Source organism: Curtobacterium sp. Curtsp57 (assembly GCF_047324335.1).
In the GTDB taxonomy this organism is placed as follows: Bacteria; Actinomycetota; Actinomycetes; order Actinomycetales; family Microbacteriaceae; genus Curtobacterium.
The window spans coordinates 1,713,312-1,739,011 of sequence record NZ_CP168511.1 but is presented as its reverse complement, the minus strand read 5'-3'; the positions used below and the strand labels follow the sequence as shown (position 1 = coordinate 1,739,011).

Annotated in this window: 22 protein-coding genes; 10 read left to right on the top strand and 12 right to left on the bottom strand. The window is 71.8% G+C overall.

The window, feature by feature from the left end; all coding sequences use genetic code 11:
* Window positions 1–56: 56 nt before the first annotated feature.
* From ACEN9V_RS08225 to ACEN9V_RS08210, 4 genes are all read right to left on the bottom strand, one after another.
* On the bottom strand, window positions 57–497 hold the full coding sequence (locus ACEN9V_RS08225; RefSeq protein WP_281266918.1) for a DoxX family protein: 441 nt from the start codon (window positions 495–497) through the stop codon (window positions 57–59).
* Between the two features lie 162 nt (window positions 498–659).
* Window positions 660–896, bottom strand: a complete 237-nt coding sequence (locus tag ACEN9V_RS08220) for a DUF3072 domain-containing protein (protein ID WP_281266919.1) — start codon at window positions 894–896, stop codon at window positions 660–662.
* A gap of 121 nt (window positions 897–1,017) precedes the next feature.
* Window positions 1,018–1,752, bottom strand: a complete 735-nt coding sequence (locus ACEN9V_RS08215; RefSeq protein WP_413602833.1) for a hypothetical protein — start codon at window positions 1,750–1,752, stop codon at window positions 1,018–1,020.
* 30 nt (window positions 1,753–1,782) lie between these two features.
* Window positions 1,783–4,023: an APC family permease gene (locus ACEN9V_RS08210; RefSeq protein WP_413602832.1), complete on the bottom strand. Its 2,241-nt coding sequence runs from the start codon at window positions 4,021–4,023 to the stop codon at window positions 1,783–1,785.
* A 130-nt stretch (window positions 4,024–4,153) separates the two neighbouring features.
* On the opposite strand from ACEN9V_RS08210, the gene ACEN9V_RS08205 reads away from it, so the two are divergent.
* Entirely contained in the window at window positions 4,154–4,942 is a 789-nt protein-coding gene (locus tag ACEN9V_RS08205; protein WP_413602831.1) for a MerR family transcriptional regulator, read from the top strand.
* Window positions 4,943–5,010: 68 nt separating this feature from the next.
* Here the strand turns inward: ACEN9V_RS08205 and ACEN9V_RS08200 are convergent, their stop codons facing one another.
* From ACEN9V_RS08200 to ACEN9V_RS08190, 3 genes are all read right to left on the bottom strand, one after another.
* Window positions 5,011–5,598: a PadR family transcriptional regulator gene (locus tag ACEN9V_RS08200; RefSeq protein ID WP_413602830.1), complete on the bottom strand. Its 588-nt coding sequence runs from the start codon at window positions 5,596–5,598 to the stop codon at window positions 5,011–5,013.
* On the bottom strand, window positions 5,595–6,431 hold the full coding sequence (locus ACEN9V_RS08195) for a DUF4097 family beta strand repeat-containing protein (RefSeq protein WP_413602829.1): 837 nt from the start codon (window positions 6,429–6,431) through the stop codon (window positions 5,595–5,597). The genes ACEN9V_RS08200 and ACEN9V_RS08195 overlap by 4 nt, the downstream gene beginning before the upstream one ends.
* A gap of 112 nt (window positions 6,432–6,543) precedes the next feature.
* Window positions 6,544–7,206 (bottom strand): YczE/YyaS/YitT family protein, encoded by a 663-nt coding sequence (locus ACEN9V_RS08190; RefSeq protein ID WP_413602828.1) that lies wholly within the window; start codon window positions 7,204–7,206, stop codon window positions 6,544–6,546.
* Window positions 7,207–7,267: 61 nt separating this feature from the next.
* Here ACEN9V_RS08190 and ACEN9V_RS08185 point away from each other — a divergent pair, with 61 nt between their 5' ends.
* The 3 genes from ACEN9V_RS08185 (at window position 7,268) to ACEN9V_RS08175 (ending at window position 12,736) form a co-directional block, all read left to right on the top strand.
* Entirely contained in the window at window positions 7,268–8,719 is a 1,452-nt protein-coding gene (locus tag ACEN9V_RS08185; RefSeq protein WP_413602827.1) for a PLP-dependent aminotransferase family protein, read from the top strand.
* A 114-nt stretch (window positions 8,720–8,833) separates the two neighbouring features.
* Window positions 8,834–9,484 carry a DUF6518 family protein gene (locus ACEN9V_RS08180; protein ID WP_413602826.1) on the top strand — a complete coding sequence of 217 codons (651 nt, stop codon included), beginning with the start codon at window positions 8,834–8,836 and terminating at the stop codon, window positions 9,482–9,484.
* Between the two features lie 66 nt (window positions 9,485–9,550).
* On the top strand, window positions 9,551–12,736 hold the full coding sequence (locus ACEN9V_RS08175; RefSeq protein WP_413602825.1) for an efflux RND transporter permease subunit: 3,186 nt from the start codon (window positions 9,551–9,553) through the stop codon (window positions 12,734–12,736).
* Here ACEN9V_RS08175 and ACEN9V_RS08170 read toward each other — a convergent pair.
* Both ACEN9V_RS08170 and ACEN9V_RS08165 read right to left on the bottom strand, forming a co-directional pair.
* Window positions 12,733–12,984: a hypothetical protein gene (locus ACEN9V_RS08170; RefSeq protein ID WP_413602824.1), complete on the bottom strand. Its 252-nt coding sequence runs from the start codon at window positions 12,982–12,984 to the stop codon at window positions 12,733–12,735. The two genes, ACEN9V_RS08175 and ACEN9V_RS08170, sit on opposite strands and share 4 nt — an antisense overlap.
* Window positions 12,985–13,293: 309 nt before the next feature.
* Window positions 13,294–14,313, bottom strand: a complete 1,020-nt coding sequence (locus ACEN9V_RS08165) for an alpha/beta hydrolase (RefSeq protein WP_413602823.1) — start codon at window positions 14,311–14,313, stop codon at window positions 13,294–13,296.
* A 92-nt stretch (window positions 14,314–14,405) separates the two neighbouring features.
* Here ACEN9V_RS08165 and ACEN9V_RS08160 point away from each other — a divergent pair, with 92 nt between their 5' ends.
* Window positions 14,406–15,260, top strand: a complete 855-nt coding sequence (locus ACEN9V_RS08160) for a polyphosphate kinase 2 family protein (protein ID WP_413602822.1) — start codon at window positions 14,406–14,408, stop codon at window positions 15,258–15,260.
* A 264-nt stretch (window positions 15,261–15,524) separates the two neighbouring features.
* A complete protein-coding gene (locus ACEN9V_RS08155; RefSeq protein ID WP_413602821.1) occupies window positions 15,525–17,657 on the top strand; it encodes a DEAD/DEAH box helicase in 2,133 nt (710 codons plus the stop codon).
* Between the two features lie 78 nt (window positions 17,658–17,735).
* Here ACEN9V_RS08155 and ACEN9V_RS08150 read toward each other — a convergent pair whose 3' ends face one another.
* The 3 genes from ACEN9V_RS08150 to ACEN9V_RS08140 are packed head-to-tail and all read right to left on the bottom strand — an operon-like array spanning window position 17,736 to window position 19,331.
* The gene (locus ACEN9V_RS08150; protein WP_413602820.1) at window positions 17,736–18,245 is read right to left on the bottom strand and encodes a mycothiol transferase; all 510 of its coding nucleotides are present in this window, start codon (window positions 18,243–18,245) and stop codon (window positions 17,736–17,738) included.
* Between the two features lie 10 nt (window positions 18,246–18,255).
* Window positions 18,256–18,750, bottom strand: a complete 495-nt coding sequence (locus ACEN9V_RS08145) for a MarR family winged helix-turn-helix transcriptional regulator (RefSeq protein ID WP_413602819.1) — start codon at window positions 18,748–18,750, stop codon at window positions 18,256–18,258.
* Complete coding sequence (locus ACEN9V_RS08140) at window positions 18,747–19,331, bottom strand: MarR family winged helix-turn-helix transcriptional regulator (protein WP_413602818.1); 585 nt, start codon at window positions 19,329–19,331, stop codon at window positions 18,747–18,749. The genes ACEN9V_RS08145 and ACEN9V_RS08140 overlap by 4 nt, the downstream gene beginning before the upstream one ends.
* Before the next feature lie 253 nt (window positions 19,332–19,584).
* On the opposite strand from ACEN9V_RS08140, the gene ACEN9V_RS08135 reads away from it, so the two are divergent.
* The 4 genes from ACEN9V_RS08135 to ACEN9V_RS08120 all read left to right on the top strand — a co-directional run bounded on the left by ACEN9V_RS08135 (window position 19,585) and on the right by ACEN9V_RS08120 (window position 25,674).
* Window positions 19,585–20,184: a hypothetical protein gene (locus tag ACEN9V_RS08135; RefSeq protein ID WP_281266936.1), complete on the top strand. Its 600-nt coding sequence runs from the start codon at window positions 19,585–19,587 to the stop codon at window positions 20,182–20,184.
* Between the two features lie 122 nt (window positions 20,185–20,306).
* Window positions 20,307–21,443, top strand: coding sequence for a S24/S26 family peptidase (locus ACEN9V_RS08130; RefSeq protein WP_413602817.1), 1,137 nt, complete (start codon window positions 20,307–20,309; stop codon window positions 21,441–21,443).
* Between the two features lie 62 nt (window positions 21,444–21,505).
* Window positions 21,506–22,690 (top strand): exonuclease SbcCD subunit D, encoded by a 1,185-nt coding sequence (locus ACEN9V_RS08125; RefSeq protein ID WP_413602816.1) that lies wholly within the window; start codon window positions 21,506–21,508, stop codon window positions 22,688–22,690.
* Window positions 22,690–25,674 (top strand): AAA family ATPase, encoded by a 2,985-nt coding sequence (locus tag ACEN9V_RS08120; protein WP_413602815.1) that lies wholly within the window; start codon window positions 22,690–22,692, stop codon window positions 25,672–25,674. The genes ACEN9V_RS08125 and ACEN9V_RS08120 overlap by 1 nt, the downstream gene beginning before the upstream one ends.
* Window positions 25,675–25,700: the final 26 nt, after the last annotated feature.

The window sequence follows — 25,700 nt, the reverse complement described above, 5'->3', positions numbered from 1 at the left end:
GGGTAGCGAGGCGCGAAGCGGGGAGCGACGCTTGAAACGGAGCCCGGAAGGCGCCTCTACGCGGGCAGCGGCTCGGCGACACCACGCCGACGCCGCGACGCCCGCAGCACCAGCGCATCGAGCGACAGGCGGCCCGGCCCGGTCAGCGCCACGGCGAGGGCACCGGCGGCCAGGACGAGCACGTACTCGAACCCGCCCTCCTGCGAGAAGAACCCAGCGGACGCGTGTGCCAGGAACCCCGCGACGACCATGTCGACCGCGAGCAGCACGCCGACGACCCTGGTGGCGACCCCGAGCACGAGGAGCGCACCACCGACGAGCTCGAGCCCGGCGACCAACGGCGCCGCGATCGATGCGAGCGGCACTCCCATGCCGGCGAATCCGTCGGCGACGGCGGGGATGCCCTGCCCGAACTTCTGCGCGCCGTGGGCGATGAACACCACGCCGAGGACGACGCGGAGGACGGTGAGGCCGATCGAGGTCGATGTCGTTCGCATGGCCCCGACCGTAACCAGTGACGTGTCATCGATCGCCCCTCGTTCGGGGGTCTGCCCGGGTATCGCCAGGACATGCCCAGCCCCGGGTCCCCAGAACGACGGACAGCGCCGACGGACAACGCCGACGACGGACATCGCCGACGACCGACACCGAGCGACGCGTCAGGAGTCGCCGCGCCCCGTCTTCGACTGCAGTCGGTCGATGTGCTCCGACGCCTCGGCCTTGGTCAGGTCCGCGGGGAGCTCCTCGCCGGCTTCGCGCGCCAGGGTGTCGAGGTAGCTCCGCTGCGGCCCGGTCATCGGCTCGTCACCGGTGACCCAGGTCTCCGGGTCCTTGCTCGCGTCGGTCGTGGGGTCGGGGCGTGCGCCGCCGAGGGTCTCACCAGTGCTGTCACTCATGCTCGGGACGGTACGCGCGACCCACGACACCGCGGTCAGCCCGAGCGCCCCCACGGGGGACAAACGTCAGCCGGACAGCCGGACAGCCGGACAGCCGGACAGCCGGACAGCCGGACAGCCGTCAGACCGGTACCGCCGTGTACCGCACCAGGTCCGGCCCGACCTCGTTCGCCGCGATCGGCACCGACCGCCCCTCCCGGGTGATCCAGAGCGTGTTGCCCGGCTCGTCGAGCCGCTCGACCGGGGACAGCGACCCGTCCAGCAGCACCGCGGCGGACACGCTCACCCGTCCGGACGCGGGCCGCGGCGGGAGCCCCGGCACGTCGTCCGCGTACGCCGGGTACGTCCCCGGCGCCAGGAGCGGGCTGATCGGTGTCGTCACGATCTCCACACCGGCCGCGCCGGAGGCGGTCACCGCGTCAGCGGTGACGACGACCAGTCGGACCACCTGGTCCTTCGGCAACGGCATGTCCACGACCCCCGACCCGGCCAGTGCGCGGAACGCGGGCCGACCGTCGGGGCCGAGGTGGGCCTCCAGGCCTTCGATGCGGACGCGACCGCGCCCACGCGTGTCCGCGTAGGTGCCTGGCTGCAGGTCCGAGCGACGCGCCTCGAGCGACGACACCACGATCCGGTCGGGTCGGTACCAGTCGCGGAGGGTGGCCGGGTCGACCCAGCCGATGCTCGCAGTGCCGACCGGCCGCTCGTCGAGCGCGCCGATCGGGTGCTCGCCGCGCACCGCGACGAGCCCCTCGTACCGGTCGTCGGAGTGGTCGAGGACCTCGACGCGCTTGGACACCTTGCCGCCGTGGCCGTCGAACGTCGCGAAGGTGCGCAGGTCGGGTGCGTCGGTCATGGGTTCAGATCGTATGCCGGGAGGCGCGGATCACTCCGCAGACGTCGGCGTGCGTCCGGGGGACGCCGGCACCAGGACCTGCATCTCACCGGTGCAGAGCGCCGGGTCCACCCCGTCCGCCGGTCCGGCCGGGCGGCTCGCGCGACGCGACTGCATGCTGGCGCGCTGCGCGGGGCTGAGCAGGTTGTTGCGCTGGTCGGAGCGGAGGACGCGGTCCTCTTCTTCGCTGCGGAAGACGCCGCTCGGCGAGCGGCGGAGCGCCGGTCGGACCGGCTCGCCACGGCGCTCCTGGCCGGGGAACGGTCGCGAGCGGCGGCCGTAGAGCAGTTCGGATGAGTCGAGGAGCCACGGCACCAGCGCCACGGTGACGCCGTGCACGAGCAGGAGCTTCTTGCGGATCCGACGGCCGCGGTGGTTGTGGAGGAGTCCCTCCCACCAGTGGCCGACGACGAAGACGGGGGTGTAGACCGTGACGACCTCGGAGCCGTGCTCCATCCGGTGTGCCTTGATGTACTTGATCAGCGGCATCGAGATGTCGCGGTACGGGCTCGGGACGATGGTGAGCGGGACCTCGATGCCGTGCTCGGCCCACTGCTCGACCAGGAGTGCGGCTTCGGCCTCGTCGATGGAGACGTGCACGGCCTCGAGGCCGGCGTGCTTCGCGGCGATGGCGTAGTCGAGCGCCTTGAGCACCGGCTTCTGCAGCTTGTTCACGAGGACGATCGCGTGGTCGCCCGTCGCGCCGAACTCCGTCTCGACGTCGGCCTCGATTTCGTGCTTGACGTCGCGGTAGTAGCGGTTCACACCGAGCATCAGCACGAACAGGACCGGCATGATGACGAAGACCAGCCACGCCCCGTGTGTGAACTTCGTGATCGTGACGATGACCAGGACGACGAAGGTGAACGTGGCGCCGGTTGCGTTGATGAGCCGGGAGCGGATGACCTGGCCGCGGTTCACCGGTTCCGTCGCCGTGCCGGCGCGGTCCTCGCGCAGCAGCCGGGTCCAGTGCCGCACCATGCCCGTCTGCCCGAGGGTGAACGACACGAAGACACCGATGATGTAGAGCTGGATGAGGCTCGTGACGTTCGCCCGGTAGACCACGAGCAGCGCGGCCGCGACGAGCGCCAGCACGATGACGCCGTTCGAGTAGATGAGGCGGTCGCCGCGGGTGGAGAGTGCCTTCGGCGCGTAGGAGTCGCGCGCCAGGATCGAGCCGAGCAGCGGGAAGCCGTTGAACGCGGTGTTCGCGGCGAGGAGCAGGACGGCAGCGGTCGTCGCCTGGATGACGAAGAACAGAATCGTGTTGTTCCCGAACGTCGCCGACGCGATCTGGGCGATGAGGGAACGCTGTGGTGTCGTGGCGCAGTTCGCGAAGCCCTGGAGGTCGCACGCGCTCTCGGCGTAGTGCACGCGGGACACCAGCGCCAGGGTGATGAGGCCGACGAACAGGACGATCGCGATGCCGCCCATGAACACGAGCGTCATCTGGGCGTTCTTGACCTTCGGTCGGCGGAAGGCCTGCACGCCGTTCGCGATCGCCTCGACGCCGGTCAGCGCCGAGCAGCCGGACGCGAAGGCACGGAGGAGCAGCAGGATGAACGCCGCCTGCGTCGTGTGCTCGACGTTCTGCACCGTGTACGCGGCGGACTCGGCCACGGGGGCGTTCCCCGCGAGCACCCGGATCAGGCCGGTCACCACCATGACGAACACGCTCGCCACGAACAGGTAGGTCGGGACGGCGAAGGCCTTGCTCGACTCCCGCACGCCGCGGAGGTTCGCGGCCGCGAGCAGGATGACGAAGACGAGCGCGAGCTCGACGCGGAACTCGTTGAGCACCGGGAGCGCGGAGATGATGTTGTCCACACCGGAGGCCACCGACACGGCGACCGTCATCACGTAGTCGACGAGCAGGGCGCTCGCGACGACGAGCCCGGCCTTCTCGCCGAGGTTGCGGTGTGCGACCTCGTAGTCGCCGCCGCCGGACGGGTACGCCTTGATGAGCTGCCGGTAGGAGGCGACGACCACCAGCAGCAGCAGGACCACGAGCGCGGCGACCCACGGTGCGAAGGTGAGGAACGACATCCCGCCGAGCAGCAGGATCATCAGGAGCTCCTGCGGCGCGTACGCCACGCTGGACAGCGGGTCGCTCGCGAAGATCGGCAGTGCCAGGTGCTTCGGGAGGAGCTGTCCTTCGAGCTTCTCGGAGGGGAGGGGATCCCCGATCAGTCGCGACTTCAGCGACCGGATCTCGTTCGTCACGAGCGGCAAACCTACTCATTTCCGGGCGCGAGTCAACACGGGTCGAGGGGTCGGTATTCCGCTTCCGTCGAACGCAACCCCAGCGGATCCCCCGAAAGCCCTTGCGGTTGACGCTGCGTCAACCGCTACCGTCGTCTCCATGAGGGAATCGACAGACACGGCGTCGCCAGCTGCCAAAGCCCCGCACGGCATCGCCGACGTGGCGCGTTCGGCGGGGGTGTCGAGCAGGACGCTCCGGCACTACGACGCCATCGGACTGCTCCCGGCCACGGCGGTCGGTGACGGCGGACTCCGCCGGTACGACGACCGTGCGCTCGTCCGGTTGCAGCGCATCCTGCTGCTCCGTGGCCTCGGGCTCGGGCTGCCGGCGATCCGCGAGGTCCTCGACGGCGAGCTCGACGACGTCGCCGCCCTCACCGCGCACGTGGCGTGGCTGGAACGCGAACGGGACCGTCTCGCTCGGCAGCTCGCCGCGGTGCGCACCACCATCACGAGACTCCGGAAGGGAGAGGACATGAACACGGACGACACGTTCGACGGTTTCGACCAGTCGCGGTTCCGCGCCGAGGTCGAGGAGCGCTGGGGCGCGGACGCGTGGCAGCGCGGCACGACCTGGTGGGCGTCGAAGGACGCAGCCGGCAAGGAGGCGTTCCAGGCCGAGCAGCGCGCCATCGCCGCCGACGCGGCAGCGCTCGCCGCATCCGGTGACGGGCCGGCGTCCTCGCGCGGGGTCGCGCTCGCGCGGCGCCAGTTCGACTGGCTGGCGCAGGCGACCCCGCCCGCGGAGCTGACGGCCGACCGGTTCCGCACGTTGGCCGACATGTACGTGGCGGACGAGCGGTTCACCCACGCGTACGAGTGGGCGGGCGCCGGTGCGTCCCGCGCGTTGCGCGACGCGATGCACGCGTTCGCCGACGCGGCGTTGTAGGCGGGGGACGGTTTGCTCCCGCGAGCGGACGGGAGGCGGGGGTCGCCGCCGCCCCGCCGGCCCGGGACTCAGAGGGACTTGCGCAGGTCCTCGAGGCCGTCGCGCAGGCGCGTCACGGTGTCCGCGGTGAGCGTGCCACGTGTCGCACGGCGGCGCAGGTCGGCGCGGACCTGCTGCCGGAACGACGACAGTGCCATCTCGAGCTCGCGGAGGGCGCGGGCGCTCTCGGACGGGACGGAGACGGGTTCCTCGGTGTTCGTCGACCGCGCGTTCGTCGACTGCGCTGAAGCGGCGAGGTCGGCGCGGAGGGACCGCATCGCGTCGCTGACCGAGGCGCGGACACCGTCGGCGAGGGACTTCACCGAGTCGTTGACGCCGGCCTCGAGCGAGGCGATCTCCTCCGCGCGTGCGGTGAGCTCGGCGCGGCCCGCATCGGTGATCGCGTAGACGGTCTTGCGGCCGTCGGCGGTCTTGGACACGAGGCCGTCCTCCTCCAGCTTCGCCAGGCGCGGGTAGACCGTGCCGGCGCTCGGGACGTACGTGCCGCCGAAGCGGTCCCCGAGGGCCTGGATGACCTCGTACCCGTGCATCGGGTGGTCGGCGAGCAGGACGAGCAGGTACAGCCGCAGGTGGCCGTGGGCGAAGACCGGACTCATTCGAACACCTCGCTCTCGGTGTCCGCTGGCGTCGTCACCGGCGGGGCGTGCAGCACGGCGATGTCCCCGGACACCGAGTTCACCCGGAGGTCGAGCCACTGGCCGGAGAGCTCCCCGCCCTGCTTGACGTACGAGCCCCTGACGCCCTTGATCTCCGCGTCGTCGAACTGGAGCTTGCCGGACGCCGTGCTGACGGTGCACCGGAAGGCGACGCCGTCCTCGAGCCGGACGCTCACCGAGCCGGACACCGTGTTGACGCGCGCCGAGTCCGGCGTGCCGTGCAGGTCGAGCACGACGTCGGCGGACACGCCGTCGGCAGAGAACCGCGGGATCGCACCGGTCGCGACGACGTCGCCCGAGACGGTGTGCACCGTGAGGGCGCCGTCGAGGTCGCGCATGGTGGTCGCGCCGGACACCGCGTTGACGGTGACGTCACCCGCGACGCCGTCCACGACCACGTCCCCGGAGACGGTGTTGAGCGTCGCGCCGCGGTTCGTGCCCGACAGCAGTGCGCCGGCCGAGACGACACCGAGGGTCACCCCGGCGTCGCGGGGGACCAGGATGCTGACGTCGGCGTGGGCCTTGCCCCGGAAGGACTTCAGGAACCCGATCGGGTCGTCCCAGCGGATCTGCGGGTGGTCGACCGTCAGGGTGTCGCCGTCCAGTTCCACCTTCAGCGGCTTGCCGGACACGCTGTGGACCTCGACGCGTGCGGTGGGTTCGTCGTGTGCGACGACGTCGACCTGCCCGCCGACGAGGCCGACGCGCAGTGACCGGACGATGCCGGTGTCGATGACCTTGGGCTCCTCGACGAGCCACTTCTCCTGAGCCATGTTGTCTCCTCGAACTCGCGATGTATCGCGTCTGGTGACGACACGTTATATCGCGTCTCGCGGATCCGCAAGAGGCGCCCGGTGTGCTGCGGTCGTCACGGCCCTGGAGCCGTCACGGGACGGGCATGGGCTCCGTGGCGGGGGTGGGGCGGGCCTCCAGGCCTGGTGCCCGGTCGGGGCTCCACGGGAACCGGCGGAAGAGCGGCATGAGCGGCTGGACCATCGGGCCGATCGCGAACGCCGCGATCACCGTGCCGACGCCGACGTCCCCGCCGAGGAACCAGCCGACGATCACGACCGTGACCTCGATCAGGGTGCGCGCGAGCCAGATCGGCCAGCCGAGTCGCTCGTGCAGCCCGACCATCAGCCCGTCGCGTGCACCCGTGCCGAACCCGGCACCGATGTAGAACGCCGTCGCGACCGCCAGCAGGAGCAGTCCGGCGACGAACAGCCCGATCCTGCCGAGGAGGTCCGCCGGCGTCGGGACGAGCCAGAGCACCAGGTCGGCCGACGGGCCGATCGCCAGGGCGTTCAGCAGCGTGCCGATGCCGGGCTTCTGGCGGAGCGGGATCCAGAACAGCAGGATCGCGCCGCTCGAGACCACGGTGATGAGGCCGAACGACCACGGCACGACGTTCTCGAGACCCTCGGTCAGGACCGTCCACGAACTCACGCCGACGATCGCCCTGACCTGCAGGGCCGTGGAAGCGCCGTAGAGGAACAGGCCGACGAAGAGCTGCATGAAGCGGAGCGTGAGGGCGGTAGGGCGCGACATGGCTCCGATGCTCGCCGTGATTGGACTGCTGGTCGAGAGCCAATTGCGCTAGCGTGGATCCATGACGCCGGTCCTCCTCAGTTCCCGATCCGCCGCGCTCCTGCTCCACGAGTGGCGCGACGGCTCCGACGCCCCCGCGTACGAGGCCCTCGCCGATGCGATCCGCGTGCTCGTGATCGACGGCAGGATCCCGCTCGGTGCCAGGATGCCCGCCGAGCGTGGGCTGGCGGAGGCGCTCGGCGTGTCCAGGACCACCGTTGCGAACGCGTACGCCCGGCTGCGCGACTCCGGGTACCTGGTGTCCCTGCGGGGCTCTGGCAGTGTCGTGCGCTTGCCGCGGGACCTCGCGGGGCGGCCGGACCCCGAACGGCTCGGCGGGGTGGTGTCCGGCGACGTGCTCGACCTCCGCAAGGCGGCCCTGCACTCCGCGCCCGGTGTCGCCGAGGCCGTCGAGCGGGCGATGCGACACGTGCCGGCGGCGCTCGCCGGCATCGGGTACGACACCGTCGGGGACCCTGGGCTGCGTGCGGCCATCGCGGCGCGGTACACCGCTCGCGGTCTGCCGACCGACCCGTCGGAGATCGTGGTGACCATCGGCGCGCAGCACGCGATCGCCCTGCTCGCGCGGGTGCTCGTCCGTCGCGGCGACGCCGTCCTCGTCGAGTCGCCGACCTACCCGCACGCGCACGAGGCCTTCCGCGAAGCCGGCGGGCGACTCGTCGGCGTGCCCGTCGACGCGCGCTCGGGGTGGGACGTCGGGGTGCTCGAGACGGCGTTGCGGCGGTCGGCACCCGCGGTGGCCTACGTGATGCCGGAGCTGCACAACCCGACGGGGGCGACGATGTCGGCGTCGGTACGGTCCGTGCTGCTCTCCGTCGCGGCGTCGACGGGCACGACGGTGATCGCGGACGAGACGATGGGGGAGCTGCGGATCGACGGGGACGCTGCCGTGCCGTTGGCGGCGTTCGCCGGTTCGGGTGCGTCCGTCGTGATGATCGGGTCCGCCGACAAGGTCTTCTGGGGCGGCCTGCGGATCGGTTGGATCCGCGCGTCGCCCGACCTGCTGCAGCGGCTGTTGCTCGCCCGGCCGACGGGCGACCTGGGCACGCCCGTCCTCGACCAGTTGGTCGCCAGGGAGCTGGTCCCGCTGACCCACGCCGTCCTGGAGGCTCGGCGCGAGTACCTGAGACAGGGTCGCGACGAGGTCGTGGGAGCGTTGCGCGCGCGGCTCCCGGAGTGGGACGTCCCGTCCCCGGCCGGCGGCTTGACGACGTGGGTCGGGCTCGGGCGGCCCGTGTCGAGCGCGCTGGTGCTCGCGGCGCGTGCCGAGGGGGTGGTGCTCGCGTCCGGCGGGGTGTTCGGGCCGGACGGCGGCTTCGAGCGGTTCCTCCGGGTGCCGTTCACCATGCCGCCCGCGGACCGGGTGCGGCTCGTCGACGTGCTCGAGCGGGCGTGGGACCGGGTCGGTGGGGCGTCGTCGGGCGTGCAGGGGTCGTTGGCCGCCGTGGTGTGACGTGGGCGGTCGGTCGTGGGCTGTGGCGCGCGGTGGTGGGTCATCCGATGGGGTGACGTCGGTTCGGCCAGAGGGGTGATGTCCTCGTGTCCGGGTTCCGTCATGCTCGACGGCATGACCCCGCTCGTGTCCTCCCGCTCCGTTGCTCCGGTGCCGACCGTGCCCGCGTTCGCCCGGCTGACGATGGCGCTCGGTGGCGCGCTGCTCGCCGGGGTGCTCACCTCGTACGGGCAGGCGGTGCCCGGGCTGTCGACCGTCTCGAACTCGGCGGGCCCCTGGTTCGTCGTCGCGGTCGCGCTGCTGCTGCTCATGGGGGTCCGCATCGGCCGCGTGGGGCTGCCCGTCGCCATGGTGTCCGGGGTGGTGCTGCTGGAACTCATGCACATCGGGTACTGGGCGACGTCGAATCTCCGCGGGTACCCGGACTTCCTGTCGATCACGAACTTCTGGGTGCTGATGGCGGTCCCGGCCGGGGCGCTCGCGGGCGCGGTCGCCGGACTCGTGCGCTCGGCTGACGGACGGTGGCGCGGAGCCGCGTTCGGCGCCGTGGCCGCCGTGCTCATCGGGGAGGGCATGCGCGCGCTGCTGCGGGTCGCGGCGACGACCGGGGTCGTGGCCTGGGTCGTCGAGATCGCGGTCGGCGTCGCCGTGCTGATCGCCGGGGTCGTGGTCGCACGCTCACCCGCCGGACGGGTGGTCGCACTCGGCGTCGGTGTCGTCGGCACGGTCGGGGTCCTCGGCGCGTACCTGTTGGTCGGCGGGTAGCTGGCCGTTCTCCACCGATCTGCTCCCCGGTGAACCGTTGCGGGGACTTGCTGCGAGGATCGGACCGTGCACCTCCTCTCGGTCTTCAGCCTCCGCAACCGTGCGCTCATCGCGCTCGTGACGATCGTGGTGGCGATCTTCGGCGGGATATCGCTGTCGAGCCTCAAACAGGAACTCATCCCGAGCGTGCAGTTCCCGCAGATCGCGATCGTCAGCGCGTACCCGGGGGCCACGCCGGAAGTCGTCTCGAACGACGTCTCGACCAAGATCGAGCAGGGCATCCAGGCGGTGCCGGACCTCAAGTCCACCACCGCGACGTCGTCGACCGGCCAGAGCGTCGTCTCCGCCGAGTTCGACTACGGGTCCAACCTGGCGAGTGCCGAGGACAAGATCCAGACCGTCGTGAACGCCCTGTCCCTGCCGGACTCGGTGCAGACCCAGATCGTCACGGGGTCCTTCGACGACCTGCCCGTGATCCAGCTGGCGGTGTCCGGCGGCGGGGACCAGGAGCAACTCGTCGACCGACTGAACGCCACGGCGGTGCCCGACCTCGAGAAGCTCGACGGGGTGCGTGAAGCCGATGTGTTCGGCAACCCGGGCCGCCGTGTGCTCATCACGCCCGATCGCGACGAGCTGGCGGCGCGCGGGCTGTCCGAGACCGCGATCTCCGATGCGCTCGACGACAACGGCACGCTGATCCCCGGCGGGACGATCACCCAGGACGGCTCGACGCTCTCGGTGCAGACCGGGCAGCGGATCGCCTCGGTCGCGGACATCGAAGCGCTGCCGCTGACCGGGGGTGCTGCGGCGTCCACGATCGGCGACGTCGCCAAGGTCGCCATCACCGAGTCGCCACGCACGTCGATCAGCCGGGTCGACGGCGAGGAATCGCTGACCATCGCGATCACGAAGACCCAGCAGGCCAACACCGTCGACGTCTCGAAGACCGTCCGCGACGCCCTGCCCGGCATCGAGTCGAAGATCACCGGGGATCCGGAGTTCACGGTCGTGTTCGACCAGGCACCCTACATCCAGCAGTCGATCGACTCGCTCGCCGAGGAAGGGCTGCTCGGCCTCGGGTTCGCCGTGGTCGTGATCCTGGTGTTCCTGCTGTCCGTCCGGTCGACGATCGTCACGGCGATCTCGATCCCGACCTCGGTGCTGCTCGCCGCGATCGGCATGCGCGCGGCGGACTACACGCTCAACATCATCACGCTCGCTGGACTGACGATCGCGATCGGCCGCGTGGTGGACGACTCGATCGTCGTGATCGAGAACATCAAACGGCACCTGCAACCCGGGGTCGATCGGCGGCAGGCGGTGCTCGACGGGGTGCGCGAGGTCGCCGGCGCGGTGACGGCGTCGACACTGACGACCGTCGTCGTGTTCCTGCCCGTCGCCTTCGTCGCGGAGCTCGTGGGCGAGCTGTTCCGGCCGTTCGCGCTCACCGTGTCGATGGCGCTCATCGCGTCGCTACTCGTCGCGCTGACGATCGTGCCGGTGCTGGCGTACTGGTTCCTCCGCGCGCCCAAGGGGCACAAGCACGCGGGCACGGGGACCGCCGTCAGCGGCTCGGCCACGGACTCCGCGCTCCGCTCCGCCGACGACCTCCACGACGCCGGGGCTCCAGACCGCCTGCGCCGCGGCTACCTCCCGGTCCTGCACTGGGTGCTGCGGTTCCCGCTGCTCGTCGTGCTGCTGGCCGTGCTCGTGCTCGGCGGAACCGCCGCGGCGGTGCCCTTCGTGAAGACGAACTACCTCGGCGACTCCGGGCAGAACACCTTCACGGTGACGCAGGACCTCGACCCCGGTGCCTCGCTCGACGTCCAGTCCGACGCCGCCCGCAAGGTCGAGGCGCAGCTCCGGGCGGTGAGCGGCGTCGACACCGTGCAGACCACCATCGGGTCGAGCGGGCAGTCGATCCAGGCGGCGTTCGGGGGGTCTGGCACGGCGTCGATCCAGTACGCCGTCACCACCGACTCGGACGCCGACCAGACCCGCATCCAGTCGGAGACCCGCAAGCGTCTCGACGGGCTGTCGGACGCCGGCACGATCTCGCTGTCGTCGTCCGGCGGCGGCTTCGGCGGCAGCAGCGACATCGAGGTGGACGTCACGGCGCCGAGCCAGGCGCAGCTCAGGACCGCTGCGGACAAGGTCCTCGCCACCATGCGCGACGTCGCGAACACCACCGGGGCGTCGAGCAACCTCTCGGCGGCCGAGCCGTACCTGGCCGTGCGGGTCGACCGGTCGAAGGCAGCGGCGCTCGGGCTGACGGAGACCCAGGTCGGCGGGATCGTCGCCGCGGCCGTCTCCCCGCGGGACACCGGCACGGTCGAGATCGGTGACGCCTCGCTCGACGTGTACATCGCCGACCCGGAACCGCCGACCACCGTGCAGGCGCTCCGCGACCTGTCACTGCCGACGTCGACCGGCGTGGTGCCGCTGTCCGACGTCGCGACCGTCGAGCAGGCGGACGGCCCGACGTCCGTCACGACCTCGGACGCCGTCCGCACGGCGACGATCACCGTGACGCCGGACTCCGCGAACCTCGGGGCCGCAGTGCAGTCGGTGACGTCTGCGGTCGACGACCTCGACCTGCCGAAGGGTGCCTCGGCCACGATCGGCGGCGTTGCCTCGAGCCAGTCGTCGGCGTTCAGCCAGCTGCTGCTCGCCGCGCTGGTCGCGATCCTGATCGTCTACGTGGTGATGGTGGCGACCTTCCGGAGCCTGCGGCAGCCGCTGCTGCTCCTGGTCTCGGTGCCGTTCGCGGCGACCGGGGCGATCCTGCTGCAGATCGTCTCGGGCATCCCGATCGGGGTCGCGTCGTTGATCGGGGTGCTCATGCTCGTGGGCATCGTCGTGACGAACGCGATCGTCCTCATCGACCTCGTGAACCAGTACCGGCGCCGGGGTCTCCGCGTGCGGGAGGCCATGATCGAGGGCGCGACGAGACGACTCCGGCCGATCCTGATGACGGCGCTCGCGACGATCTTCGCGCTGCTTCCGATGGCCGTCGGGCTCACCGGGCAGGGCGGCTTCATCTCGCAGCCGCTCGCGCTCGTGGTGATCGGCGGACTGGTGTCCTCGACGCTGCTGACGCTCGTCGTGCTGCCGGCGCTGTACTTCCTCGTCGAGCGGGTGTTCGAGCGACGAGCGGACCGTCGGGCAGCGGCGGACGGTGCGGGTGCCGACGGAGCAGGTGCCGGCGATGCTGGTGCCGGCGGTGCTGGTGCCGAGGGTGCTGGCGTCTAGCGGTCGTCCTCGGCGGGGTCGCCCGCGCCGGAGAACCACGACACGAGGACGCAGGTCAGCGTCGTCAGGAACACGATCGCGCTGAGGCCAGCCACGATCGAGGTGTGACCGGTCGCCGCGCCGTACCCACCGAACGCCATCGTCACGAAGAACGACAGCCCGAGGAGCAGTTCCGCGGTGGTGCGGACGGGGGAGTGCTGCTCCCAGGTGGTCGCCGGGCGTGCGGGGCTGGTCGTGGTGTCGGTCACCCCGGAAGTCTCCGCCGACCTGGGCTCGACCGGCAGTCCCGACTCCGGGTGCCACCCACCCGGGGTACGCGCGCCGTCCGCACCCCTGCCGACCGCCCGCGCCCCCGCGACCCTGCCCGCGACCCTTCCGCCGCGACCCTGCCGCCGCGACCCTTCCGCCGCTACCCTTCCGCCGCGACCCTGCCGCCAAAGCGACTGTGTCCTCGCAGTGTTCGGCGTACAAGTGTCGCTTTCGCGGAACCCTCCCCGCGCACGCGCCGCGCCTGCCACAGCGCCCGGCGCCGCCAGCCCCGCGCCCGCGCCGCCCGCTCAGCCCAGGTGCCGCCGCAAGAACGACACCACGCGCTTGCTCATCGCCTCGTCGAGCTGCGCGATCGAGTGCGCCGTCCCCCGCACCGCGACGAACGTCACCGGGACGTCGTAGGAGCGCAGCGTCGCCGCGAAGTCCCGCGACTCCCACAGCGGGATGAACTCGTGCGTCGAGTGCCCGATGAAGAACGGCGCCGTCTCCGACGTCACGTTGTACGCGGGCGACGCCCGTTGCGCTGCCGGGCACGCGTCGTACGCGCTGCACCCGAGGTACAGGAGCTGCTTCCGCTGGAACGACGCCGACACCCCGTCCGACTCCGTCGACCGCGTCGTCAGGTCCGTCGGGCCGCTCAGGTCGACGACCGCGCGGATGCGATCCCCGGCTGCGTAGGCGGGGGAGGCGTGGTCCTCGACGGCCAGCATCGCGGCGAGGTTCCCACCGGCGCTGCCCCCGAACACGCCGATCCGGTCGACGTCGACGTCGTAGGTCTCGAGCGTCGTGGGCCGGTACACCCAGTCGAGTGCCCGTCGCACGTCGTCGAGCCCGGCCGGGAAGGGGTCCGTCGGCGCCAGCCGGTAGTCGACGTTGAAGGTGACGAACCCCTCGGACGCGAGGTACTGGCAGACCGAGCGGTACGCGGCGGTGGCCTTGTCGCCGTGGGACCAGCTGCCGCCGTGCACCATCAGGACGGCGGGCCGGGTGCCGGCCGATGCCTTCTCGAGCGCCGACGGATCCGGCGTCGCGGACGCAGAGGCCCCGGTCCCGGTCGGCGTCGTGGTCGTCTCCGGTGCGCTGTCCGCGGGCAGGCACACGTCGAGCTGCTGCAACCGGTCCGACCCGTACGGCACGTCGGAGACGACGTCGATGCCGTGGTACCGGAGCGACAGCGGGTAGATCACGGGATCGGCGGTGACGGTGGCGTTCTCGTCGCCCGTCGGATCCGCGCTGCACGACGCGATCGCGCCGAGCGCCACGACCGCGGCGACGAGCGCGAACAGCGTGCGACGGCCTGACCTCATCGCCGACAACGGTAACCCGAGCGAGTGGACGGCGCATGACACCGTTCACCGACGAGTGCCAGGATGAGCGGACACCCACCGCTGGAGGACCCGTGAGTCGACGCAAGGCCTGGAACGCCGATCCGGAACCGCTCCTGCGCGTCGACGAGGGCTTCCGCCTCGCCGACGTCGACCCCGAGTCCACGCCGGGCTTTCCCGGCCGCAAGATCGACGGGCTCGAGGCGCTCGCCGCCGGCGCCGACCGCCTCGCCGCGTTGCAGGAACGACTCTGGGCAGCGGCGACGAGCGGTGACGAACGCCGTGTGCTGCTGGTCCTGCAGGCGATGGACACCGCAGGCAAAGGCGGCATCGTGTCGCACGTGATCGGTGCCGTGGATCCGAACGGTGTGCACTACGCGGGCTTCAAGGCACCGACGGCCGAGGAGCGCGAGCACGACTTCCTCTGGCGCATCGAGCAGCAGCTCCCGTCCGCCGGGCAGATCGGCGTGTTCGACCGCTCCCACTACGAGGACGTCCTCATCCAGCGCGTCCGCTCCTTCGCACCGCCGGCGGAGATCGAGCGTCGTTACGGCGCGATCGTCGACTTCGAGAACCGGCTCGCCGACGAGGGCACCACGATCGTCAAGGTGATGCTGCACATCTCGAAGGACGAGCAGCGCGCCCGGCTCGGCGACCGCCTCGACCGCCCCGACAAGCACTGGAAGTTCAACCCGGGCGACATCGACGAGCGCCTGCTCTGGGACGACTACCAGGACGCGTACCAGATCGTGTTCGACCGCACCTCGACCGCCGTCGCGCCCTGGTACGTCGTGCCGGCGAACCGCAAGTGGTACGCCCGCCTCGCCGTGCAGCAGCTCCTGCTCCGCGCGCTCGAGGACATGCACCTCTCGTGGCCCGCCGCCGACTTCGACGTGGCCGAGCAGCGACAGCGGCTCGCCGAGTCCTGATCCGCACCGGCCTGGAGGCCCGGATCACCTCCGCCACGGACCCTCGGACACCGGCGGGGCTGGTTTCCGAGCGCGTGGTCGCGTAGACTCCCTCGGTCGGCCTTCGACACCGCGGCCAGTGAGTCGCGGACGTGTTTGGGTGTTGTGTAGTTCGAGGGCTGGAATCACGTCGATCCGACGACGGGATGAACCCCCTCTCCACGAACCGCCCCCGCCGATGTCGCTGCCGGGCTGCGTGGCATGTCCGCACCCCGGAAAGAATCCATGGCCCCGTACGACAAGGGCGCGAACTCGCGCGCCTCCGACCGTCCCCGTCACCCGAACGGCACCCCCGCCGCCCGCAGCAGCAAGCACCGCGGCTTCCGCGCTGCCGAGCCTGCCGCACCGCGCCAGAAGCAGCGCTGGGACGCCGAGGACCGCCGCAACCGCTCGTCGCAGGGCGAGCGCACCGGCCGTCCGAACTGGGAGCCCCGCGACGGCGGGCGTTCCTCGTGGGAGCCCCGCGGCGCCGGCCGTCCGGCCCGTGGCGACGACCGCGCGCCCCGTCGCTTCGACCGCGACGACCGCGCGCCCCGTCGCTTCGACCGCGACGACCGCGCGCCCCGTCGTGACAACGACGACCGTGCCCCGCGTCGCTTCGACCGCGATGACCGCGCGCCCCGTCGGTTCGACCGGGACGATCGTGCACCGCGTCGCTTCGACCGTGACGCTCCCTCCTCGCACAGCCGCCCCGACGCTCCGCAAGCTCCGCGTCGCGCCGGAACCGGCTCGCAGGGGCCCAGCGCGCCCCGTCGTGACAACGACGACCGTGCCCCGCGTCGCTTCGACCGTGATGACCGTGCCCCGCGTCGCTTCGACCGCGACGACCGCGCCCCGCGTCGGTTCGACCGGGACGATCGTGCACCGCGTCGCTTCGACCGTGACGACCGTGACGACCGCGCGCCCCGTCGTGACCAGGACGACCGTCCGCGTCGCAACTTCGACCGTGATGACCGTGCCCCGCGTCGCTTCGACCGCGATGACCGTGCGCCCCGTCGTGACAACGACGACCGCCCGCGCCGTTTCGACCGCGATGACCGTGCGCCCCGTCGTGACAACGACGACCGCCCGCGTCGTTTCGACCGCGACGACGCCCCGCGCAAGGGCTTCGTCCCCGCGGACGACGTCAAGCTCGAGAAGCTCCAGGCCGAGGCGACCGTCGCGGCCGACGTCGAGGGCGTGACCTTCGCGGACCTCGGCATCGGCGGCAACATCTCCCGTGCGCTCGGTGAGCTGGGCGCGACCAGCCCGTTCCCGATCCAGGCCGCGACGATCCCCGACGTGCTCGCCGGCAAGGACGTCCTCGGCCGCGGCCGCACGGGCTCCGGCAAGACCATCGCGTTCGGAGCGCCCCTCGTCGAGAAGCTCATGGAGCACGGCGGCGGCACGAAGCGCAAGATGGGCCGCGCCCCGCGTGCGCTCATCCTCGCCCCGACCCGCGAGCTCGCGCTGCAGATCGACCGCACCGTGCAGCCGATCGCCCGCTCGGTGGGCCTCTTCACGACGCAGATCTACGGCGGCGTCCCCTACGGCCGCCAGGAGGGCGCGCTCGAGCGCGGCGTCGACATCATCGTCGGTACTCCTGGTCGCGTGCAGGACCTCATGAACAAGGGGAAGCTCGACCTCAGCGAGGTCGTCATCTCCGTGCTCGACGAGGCCGACCACATGTGCGACCTCGGGTTCCTCGAGCCCGTGCAGGAGATCCTCGAGGCGACCGCCCAGGTCACCCCGCAGGGCAACCGGGCGCAGAAGCTGCTGTTCAGCGCGACGCTCGACACCCAGGTCGCGGCGCTCGTCGAGCAGTTCCTGCACGAGCCGAGCGTGCACGAGGTCGCTGGCGAGGACCAGGCGTCCTCGACGATCGACCACCGCGTGCTCGTGGTCGAGCAGCGCCAGAAGGACCAGCTCCTCGAGGAGCTCGTCGCCGGCGACGGCAAGACGATCGTCTTCGCCCGCACCCGTGCGTACGCCGAGCGGCTCGCCGACCAGTTCGAGGACGCCGGCATCCGCGCGACCTCGCTCCACGGCGACCTGAACCAGTCGCGCCGGACCCGCAACCTGCAGCTCCTCACGAGCGGTCGGGTGAACGTGCTCGTGGCCACCGACGTCGCCGCCCGCGGCATCCACGTGGACGACGTCTCGCTCGTCGTGCAGGCCGACGCACCGGACGACTACAAGGCGTACATGCACCGCTCGGGCCGCACGGGTCGTGCCGGCAAGGAGGGCACCGTCGTCACCATCGTCCCGCGCGGACGTGTCCGCAAGATCGAGGGCATCCTCGAGCGCGCCGAGATCGAGGCCGACCTCGTCCAGGCAGCCCCTGGCGACGGCATCGTGTCGGAGCTCGCCGCGCGCTAGTCGCGACCACAGGATGTACTGGAGGCCCGGTGCCAGCTGGCACCGGGCCTCCCGTCCGTCTGCGCGTCAGCGCACCGCTCAGCGGTTGAAGAAGAGCAGGCCTCGCACGTAGCCGGCCTGGCCCGCGTGCTGCGTGCAGTCGTTCAGGATGCTGACGATCCGCGCGCCGGCGGTGACGGGCGGGTCCCATGCGTCGTCGACCACCGGGTCGAGGTCGTCGGGCCCGAGCGTGCCGAGGTAGGCGACCGTGCGTTCGTGCACCGCATCGAGGTACCCGGTGAGCAGCGAGGCGGACGCGCGCACCCTGCCGACGTCGTCGCGGGACATGCCGTACCCGAGCGCCTCGGCGGGGAACGGCAGCCCGAACCGGTCGTACCAGCCGTCGGCGGTCCAGACCTGCTCGCTGCCGGCGAGGTCGGCGATCTGCGCGTCCTGGCCCCTGGCGATGTGCCATGCGAGCCACGCGAGGGTGTTCGCCCCGGCTGCCGGGCGTGATGCGAGCTGGTCTTCGGAGAGCCCCTCGACGGCACGGGCGACGGTCGACGGGACGCGGGAGAACGCTTCGATGAGGACTTCGGAGGGGGTCATGCCCCCGAACCTACGCCCGGCTGTGGGCGGCCAGTTCGGCGTCGAAGGCCTCGAGCACGTCGGCGAGGAGTCCCATCTGCGCACTCGGCACCGCAGCCGTGAACGCGTCTCGGTAGATGTCCTTGACCTCGTCGACGGCACGGACTCCCTCGTCGAGGATGACGACCTCGACACTGCGCCGGTCGTTCGGGTTCGGGACGCGTCGGACGAACCCACCGCGCTCGAGCCGGTCGACGAGCGACGTCATCGCGCCGGTGGAGAGCCCGAGGTACGCGGTCGCCTCCTTGGGGAGCACACTGCCGCCTGGTCGTGCGGCGAGGGAGAACAGGAACCGCAGGTCGGTGAGCCCCAGGCCCCTGGCGGATGCTTCGTCGTGGACGAGCCTGGCGTGGTGGACCTGCAGGCGGCGGTAGACCTCGAGCACGCGCTCCAGGTCGGTCGACGGCGCAGCGCCGGTGACGGGGGAGAACGGTGCCGTCGGGTCCTCGGGGACGACGGCGGTCACGCGGACGCTCCCGCGTGCACTCCGGAGCGGCGTTCGAGCGCGTCGCCGAGCCGGGCGAGCGCGTCGGCAAGGGGCTGCCGTTCCTCTGGCGTGGTCACCTCGCGGAAGGCCGCCGCGTAGCGCGCACCGATCTGCTGCGCGACGGCGGCACCGGAGGCCGTGAGGTGGATCAGGATGCTGCGACGGTCGTCCGGGTTCGGGCGGCGCTCGAGGTGGCCGCGCTTCTCGAGCCGGTCGATCGCCGACGTCATCGCCCCGGTGGACAGCTCCAGGTACTCGCCCGACTGCTTCGGGGTGACACCCTCGCCGTCGGCCGCCGCCAGGAAGAACACGAAGCGGCTGTCCGTCGCGTTGAGGCCGCGCGCGACGCTCTCGTGGTGGAGGACGCGTGCGTGCTGCATCTGCATGAGGCGGAAGGCGGTCAGGAGGCGGCCGAGGTCGGTGTCCTCCACCCCGTCGGCGGTGGGGCGCCCGACGGGCACGGGCGACGCGATCACGGGCGACGCGGTCACGGGGGATGTGGGTGCGGCTGGTGTGGTCGGCGCGACTGCGTCGACTTCGAGTGTTCGGGTGTCCGTCATCGGGCGGCTCTTCTCGGGTACGTGTGAGGCCGACGGCACGGGCCTGCCGTCGTACTGCTCATTGAACAAGTATCTCACTCGTCGAACTACCCCCAGCAGTGGGGGGTTGTCTCGGCTTGTGAGTGGCTTGGTTGGCAAGTAACTTGATCGTCGTAGCAACGGAGCACAGCACCACCACGGCACGTAGCGCGGCCAACCACCGCGGCCCCGGCCGAACCAACCGATCAGATCTCTCGACTTCCGGAGTACCGCCATGTCTCGTGTCACCCCTCGCGCCGCTCGTCTGGCCGCCTGGATCGCCATCCCCGCCGCGCTCGTCGCATCGGGTGTCGTCGTCTCCACCGCCTCGTACTCGGCCTTCTCCGCCACGACGGTGAACCCGACCAGCAACTGGACCGCAGGCAGCGTGGCCCTCACCGATGACGACAACAACACCGCGCTGTTCACCGCGACCGGCCTGAAGCCCGGCTCGACCGGCTCCAACTGCATCACCGTCACGTCGACCGGCTCGCTGGCCTCCACGGTCAAGCTCTACGGCACGAACGCCGCCACCACGAACGCCCTCGCGTCGAACATCACCATCTCGATCGACCAGGGCACCGGCGGGGGCTTCGGTTCCTGCACCGGCTTCACCCCGGCGAGCACGAGCGGCAACCTCTACTCGGGCACGCTCGCCGCGTTCGGCACCGCGTCCACCAACTTCGCGACCGGCGTCGGCACCTGGGCCCCGACCGGGTCCGCGTCCGAGTCGCGTGTCTACCGCGTGACCTACACCGTCCCCACCTCGGCCCCGAACTCGATCCAGGGCGGCACCGCCTCCCTCGGTCTCACGTGGGAGGCCCAGAACAGCTGAGGCTCGGAACCGACGCCGGGCGCGTGATCAGCACGCCCGACCGGCTCCACCGGTGACGTCCGGGACCGGACCCGATGCGGGCCCGTCCGTCACCCCCAGCACGCCCCCAGTCGAAGGCAGTCATGGTCAGCATCGAAGTCAGCGGTGGACGCACACCGCACGATGCGCTCCGTGACGTCCTCGACTGGGGGCGTGTCGTCGTCGCCACCCTCGCCCGCGGCATCGTCGCGACGCTCCTCGGCCTCGCCCTCTGGGCCGCCGCGCCCGCCGTGATCGGCTGGCACCCCACCACCGTCATGACCGGCTCGATGGAGCCGCGGCTCGCTCCCGGCGACGTGGTCGTCTCCCGCCCGGTCGCCCAGGCGGAGATCCGGCTCGGGCAGATCCTGCTCGCCGACGACCCCGACCAGCCGGGGCACCTCCGCATGCACCGCTTCGTGAAGGCCGGACCGGACGGCACGCTCGTCACCAAGGGTGACGCCAACCCGCAGCGCGACTCCACCGGGATCGACCGGGCTGCCGTGCACGGCGTCGCCTTCCTCCGCATCCCGTCCATCGGTGCCCCCATCGTCTGGCTCCGTGACGGTGAGTGGCACAGGGTGGTCCTCCTCGCACTCGCGATCACCGCCGCCCTGTTCCTCTGCACGATCGACGGCTCGCTGCGTCGGCTGGCGTCCTCGTCCTCCGATGGTGACGACGGTGACGGTCCGGCTGCTGACGACGGCCTGGAGGCTCATCCCACCTCCGCCCCGTCCGGCGCCGCCGACGGCCGGTCCGGTCGGCACCTCCTGCCGCGTCGCGCGCTCCGCCGTCGTGTCCGGCGGGTGCGGCGTCTCCGTCGTGCCGGTGGCGCCGCCGCGGTGGTGCTCGTCGCGGGCGGCCTCGGGGTCCTCCTGCCCGCGCAGGCCGTCGCGGCACCGTTCGCCAAGACGACGGTGAACCCGACGTCGTCGTTCGCGACCCTCACGGTCCCGCAGGCGACGACGCTCGCGTGCACCGCCAACGGCGACGGTTCCGTGAACATCGGGTTCGCGTACGGCGGTCCGACCGCGACGTCGTTCTCGGTCATGAGCGGCACGACGGTGCTCGCGACGGGCACGACCACCCCGGTGAAGGTTGTCGGCTCCGGGATCCTGAGCCTCGGCCAGGTCTACACGGTCACCGTGCGGGTCAACTTCGTCGGCAACTGGACGTCGACCAGCACCGCGACCGCCCGGATCCAGACGGCCCTCGTCGGCACGAACCTCAGCTGCGCCTGAGTTGTCCACGGCCGGTGGCGCGGTGCCCCGGGATGTCCGAGGACGGCGCTACCGTGACGGGCATGCGCATCCTGCACACCGGCGACTGGCACCTGGGCCGCACCCTGCTCGGCGCCGATCTGCTCGAGCACCAGGCGGCGTTCCTCGACCACCTCGTCGGGGTCGTCGTGCAGCGATCGGTCGACCTGGTGGTCATCGCCGGGGACGTGTACGACCGCGCGATCCCGCCGGTCGACGCCGTGCGCATGCTGTCCTCGACGCTCGAACGACTGGCAGCGGTCGCGACCGTCGTGGTGACACCCGGCAACCACGACTCCGCCGCCCGGTTGGGGTTCGGTTCCGGAGTGATGAACGCCCGCGTGCGGATCCTCGCCGAGCCGACACGCATCGCCGAACCGGTCCTCGTGGACGACGCCGACGGGCCGGTCGCGGTCTACGGCATCCCGTACCTCCAGCCCGACATGGTGCGGTACGCCCTCGCCGACGTTCCGGACGAACCCCTCGCCCGATCGCACCAGGCAGTGGTCGGCGCCGCGATGGACCGGGTCCGTGGCGACCTCGCACAGCGGCCCGGCACCAGGAGCGTCGTCGTCGCGCACGCCTTCGTCGGCGGTGCCGAGCCGAGTGACAGCGAGCAGGACATCCGCGTCGGGGGCGTCGACCGCGTGGCCGAGTCCGCGTTCGACGGCGTGGACTACGTCGCCCTCGGCCACCTGCACGGGCCTCAGCGCGTCGGGGCCTCCGACCGGATCCGCTACGCCGGGTCGCCCCTGGCGTTCTCGTTCGGTGAGCGGCACCACACCAAGTCGGTGACCCTCGTCGACCTCGACGCAGCCGGCACGGTCTCGGTCGAACTCGTCCCGACACCCGTGCCCCGCCGACTCGTGGACGTCCGTGGCCCGCTCGACGACATCGAGGCCGGGGTGTTCACCGAGCACGCCGATGCCTGGGTCCGCGTCGCCGTCACCGACACCGTCCACCCGGAGCGGATGTACGCCAGGGTGAAGGACCGGTTCCCGCACGCACTCGCGATCACCCACGAACCCGCCGACGCTCCGGCGCGCTCGGCGTCCAGAGCGGTGACCGCGACGTCCGACCCGGTCGAGGTCGCTGCCGACTTCGTGACGTTCGCGACCGGCGGGGCCCCGACGGCCGAAGAACTCGTCGTGCTGCGCGAAGCGTACGAATCCGCTGCCGCCGCCCTGTCGCAGCAGGACGGGGCCGTGCACGAGGGGACCGTGCGCTGATGTACCTGCACCACCTCGAACTCCGTGCCATCGGTCCGTACCCGGACCTGGTCTCGATCGACTTCGCCGCGCTCGCCGCGTCGGGTGTCTTCCTGCTCGAGGGACCGACCGGATCCGGCAAGTCGACCATCATCGACGCCGTCGTCTTCGCGCTGTACGGCGGGCTCGCCGGCTCGGACGCCAGCTCCGACCGGTTGCACAGCCAGCACGCCGACCCCGCGGTCGAGCCGTTCGTGGAGCTCGTGTTCGAGACCGGTGCCGGCGTCTTCCGTGTCCGGCGCACGCCGCAGTACGACCGCCCGAAGCAGCGCGGCACCGGCACGGTGCGACAACAATCCTCGGCGCAGCTCGTCCGGCTCGCGCACCCGACGGACCCGGCGGGAGAGCCGATCTCCGCCCGCGCGCAAGAGGTCGGCGCCGAGATCGCCCGGATCGTCGGACTCGACCGCGCGCAGTTCCTGCAGACGGTGGTGCTGCCGCAGGGCGAGTTCGCCCGCTTCCTGAAGTCACCCGGTGAAGAGCGCAGGAAGCTCCTGCAGTCGCTGTTCGGCACCGAGATCTACGACCGCACCGCCGACGAGCTCGCGGCACGGCGGCGGGCAGCGGCAGCCGAAGTGGAGTCAGCCGACGCACGCGTGCGCGACGCACTCGCGCGCTTCGCCGAAGCGTCCGGTCGGACCGCGCTCGATCTCCCCGGGGTCGACGAGTCCGAGGTCCCGGCGATCGTCCTCGAGCTCCGGCGGATCGCCGATGTCGCGGTCTCGGACCGGGCCGCGGCGGCAGCGGCGGCGCGTGCAGCCGTCGAGCACGAGCAGTCGGTCGTCCAGCGCCGCGCCGCACTCGATCGCCGCAGTGCCCTGCTCGCCCGGTCCGCGGCACTCGACGAACGAGCGGACGCCGTCGCCGAGTCCCGGGCCCGCCTGTCCCTCGCCGAGCGAGCAGCACGGGTGGTGGCGGTCGCGGACGGTCTCGATGCCGCTCGTGCACGTGCCGACACCGTCGCCGAGGAACTCGCGGCGCTCCGGCTCCAGCACGACGTCACCGCCGACGACACCGCGGGGGAGCGTGACCGCCTCTCGGAGCTCGTCGGGGCCGTCCGACACCTCGTCCCCGTCGCGCTCGCCCTCCCCGAACGGCGACGGGCCGTCGACGACGCCCGCGCGCAGGCCGAGCGACTCGGCACGCGGCTCGCCGAACTCGACGCGGCGCTCGAAGCCCGTCCGGCGGAGCGTGCGCGCATCGTGGAGGCCTCTCGCGCTGCTGCCGAGACGGCCGCTGACGCCGAAGCCGCCCGTCACGAAGCCGACGCCGTGCGCGACCTCCGTCGGCTGGTGGTCGACCTCGCCGCGGTGCGCGCACGCGTCCAGGCAGCGGAGACGTCGGTGGCGTCGGCGCGATCGGCGGCGCAGGACGCCCTCGTCGCTGAGCAGCACCTGCGCGAACGGCGCATCGCGGGGCTCGCCGGAGAGCTCGGTCAGGCACTCCGACCAGGCGACGCCTGTCCCGTGTGCGGCTCGGTGGAGCACCCGGCGGTCGCCACGCAGCAGGACGACCACCCGACGCCGGCGCAGATCGCCGAGGCAGCGGCGACCGCGCGACGGGCGGACGATGCCCTCGCCACCGCGGCGACCACCCTCGCCGTCGAGCGCGCGGAGCAGGAACGGCTCACCGCCGCGGTCGGCAGCGTCGAGCCGGAAGAACTCGATCGCCGCGCGGCCATCGCGGACGAGCGGGTCCGGGCGGCGCGGACCGCGGCCACGACGGTCGCCGAACGCGAGCGGGACCGCGCCGCGCACGACGACGTCACACGGGCCCTCGAACAAGACCGCAACGACGTCGACGCCCGTCGGCAGGTGCTCCTCGCGACGACCGCGAACGACTCGGATCGCGTGGAGCAGGACACCACTGCCGTCGTCGACGCCCTCGCCACCCTCGCCGGACACCTCGACGTCGAGCCGAATGGACTGCCGGAGGCGGTGTCCGCCGTCGACGACCGGATCCAGGCACTCCGCGCGGTCGCCGAGGCGGTCGAGCGGGTCCGGATCGCCACCGCGGCGGTCGCGGAGCGTGCGACCGAGGTCATCGCGGCCGTTCGTGCCCAGGACTTCGCGGATGTCGCCGCTGCTCGTGCAGCGGTGCTCGGAGCGGACGACGCCGAGCGGCTCCGGACGATCGTCGACGATGCGGATCGCGAGCGCGCGGTCGTCGATGCCGGGCTGGCGGAGCCCGCCGTCGTCCAGGCTGCGGATGACGATCCGGCCACGATCGACCTCGACGCCGCCGGTGCCGAGACGTCCCGCACCGCGCAGGTCCTCGACGAGGCGACCAGGACGGCGGCGACGACTGGTGAGCGGGCCGATGCGAGCGAGCGGTGTGCCGGGGATCTCGAGCGTGCCGTGTCCGCGCGGGAATCCACCTCGGCACGCAGCCGAGCGGTGGTGCGGCTCGCCGACATCGCTGCCGGGGTACCGGGGCAGAACCCCACCGGGATCACCCTCGGCACGTACGTGCTCATGCGCCGCTTCGAGGACGTCGTCGCCGCCGCGAACGACCGTCTCCGGACGATGCTCGGCGGCCGCTTCACGCTCGAGACCTCGGACGAACGAGAATCCGGTGCCCGAGCTCGACGGACCGGTCTCGCGCTCGCCGTCCGCGACCACACGACCGACACGACGCGTGATCCACGGAGCCTGTCCGGGGGCGAGACCTTCACGTTCTCGCTCTGCCTGGCGCTCGGGCTCGCCGACGTCGTCCAGGCCGAAGCCGGTGGTGTCGCGCTCGGCACGCTGTTCGTCGACGAGGGGTTCGGCACGCTCGACCCCGAGACGCTCGACGGCGTCATCGGTCAGCTGTCCAAGCTCACCGCCGGCGGCCGGCAGGTCGGCATCGTCAGCCACGTGGAAGAGCTCAAGCAGCGCATCCCGGAGCGGATCGCTGTCCGCCGTGCTCCGGGTGGTGGCTCACAGGTCAGCACCACGGTCTGACCCGAACACGAAGGCCCGGACACGAA

Excerpts from the sequence above, each read along its gene's own strand:
- ACEN9V_RS08165 (WP_413602823.1), bottom strand. The coding sequence starts at position 14,313 with ATGAGGTCAGGCCGTCGCACGCTGTTCGCGCTCGTCGCCGCGGTCGTG.
- ACEN9V_RS08140 (WP_413602818.1), bottom strand. The coding sequence starts at position 19,331 with ATGACGGACACCCGAACACTCGAAGTCGACGCAGTCGCGCCGACCACA.
- ACEN9V_RS08125 (WP_413602816.1), top strand. The coding sequence starts at position 21,506 with ATGCGCATCCTGCACACCGGCGACTGGCACCTGGGCCGCACCCTGCTC.
- ACEN9V_RS08200 (WP_413602830.1), bottom strand. The coding sequence starts at position 5,598 with ATGAGTCCGGTCTTCGCCCACGGCCACCTGCGGCTGTACCTGCTCGTC.
- ACEN9V_RS08215 (WP_413602833.1), bottom strand. The coding sequence starts at position 1,752 with ATGACCGACGCACCCGACCTGCGCACCTTCGCGACGTTCGACGGCCAC.
- ACEN9V_RS08205 (WP_413602831.1), top strand. The coding sequence starts at position 4,154 with ATGAGGGAATCGACAGACACGGCGTCGCCAGCTGCCAAAGCCCCGCAC.
- ACEN9V_RS08180 (WP_413602826.1), top strand. The coding sequence starts at position 8,834 with ATGACCCCGCTCGTGTCCTCCCGCTCCGTTGCTCCGGTGCCGACCGTG.
- ACEN9V_RS08225 (WP_281266918.1), bottom strand. The coding sequence starts at position 497 with ATGCGAACGACATCGACCTCGATCGGCCTCACCGTCCTCCGCGTCGTC.
- ACEN9V_RS08150 (WP_413602820.1), bottom strand. The coding sequence starts at position 18,245 with ATGACCCCCTCCGAAGTCCTCATCGAAGCGTTCTCCCGCGTCCCGTCG.
- ACEN9V_RS08195 (WP_413602829.1), bottom strand. The coding sequence starts at position 6,431 with ATGGCTCAGGAGAAGTGGCTCGTCGAGGAGCCCAAGGTCATCGACACC.
- ACEN9V_RS08135 (WP_281266936.1), top strand. The coding sequence starts at position 19,585 with ATGTCTCGTGTCACCCCTCGCGCCGCTCGTCTGGCCGCCTGGATCGCC.
- ACEN9V_RS08130 (WP_413602817.1), top strand. The coding sequence starts at position 20,307 with ATGGTCAGCATCGAAGTCAGCGGTGGACGCACACCGCACGATGCGCTC.
- ACEN9V_RS08220 (WP_281266919.1), bottom strand. The coding sequence starts at position 896 with ATGAGTGACAGCACTGGTGAGACCCTCGGCGGCGCACGCCCCGACCCC.
- ACEN9V_RS08190 (WP_413602828.1), bottom strand. The coding sequence starts at position 7,206 with ATGTCGCGCCCTACCGCCCTCACGCTCCGCTTCATGCAGCTCTTCGTC.
- ACEN9V_RS08185 (WP_413602827.1), top strand. The coding sequence starts at position 7,268 with ATGACGCCGGTCCTCCTCAGTTCCCGATCCGCCGCGCTCCTGCTCCAC.
- ACEN9V_RS08155 (WP_413602821.1), top strand. The coding sequence starts at position 15,525 with ATGGCCCCGTACGACAAGGGCGCGAACTCGCGCGCCTCCGACCGTCCC.
- ACEN9V_RS08120 (WP_413602815.1), top strand. The coding sequence starts at position 22,690 with ATGTACCTGCACCACCTCGAACTCCGTGCCATCGGTCCGTACCCGGAC.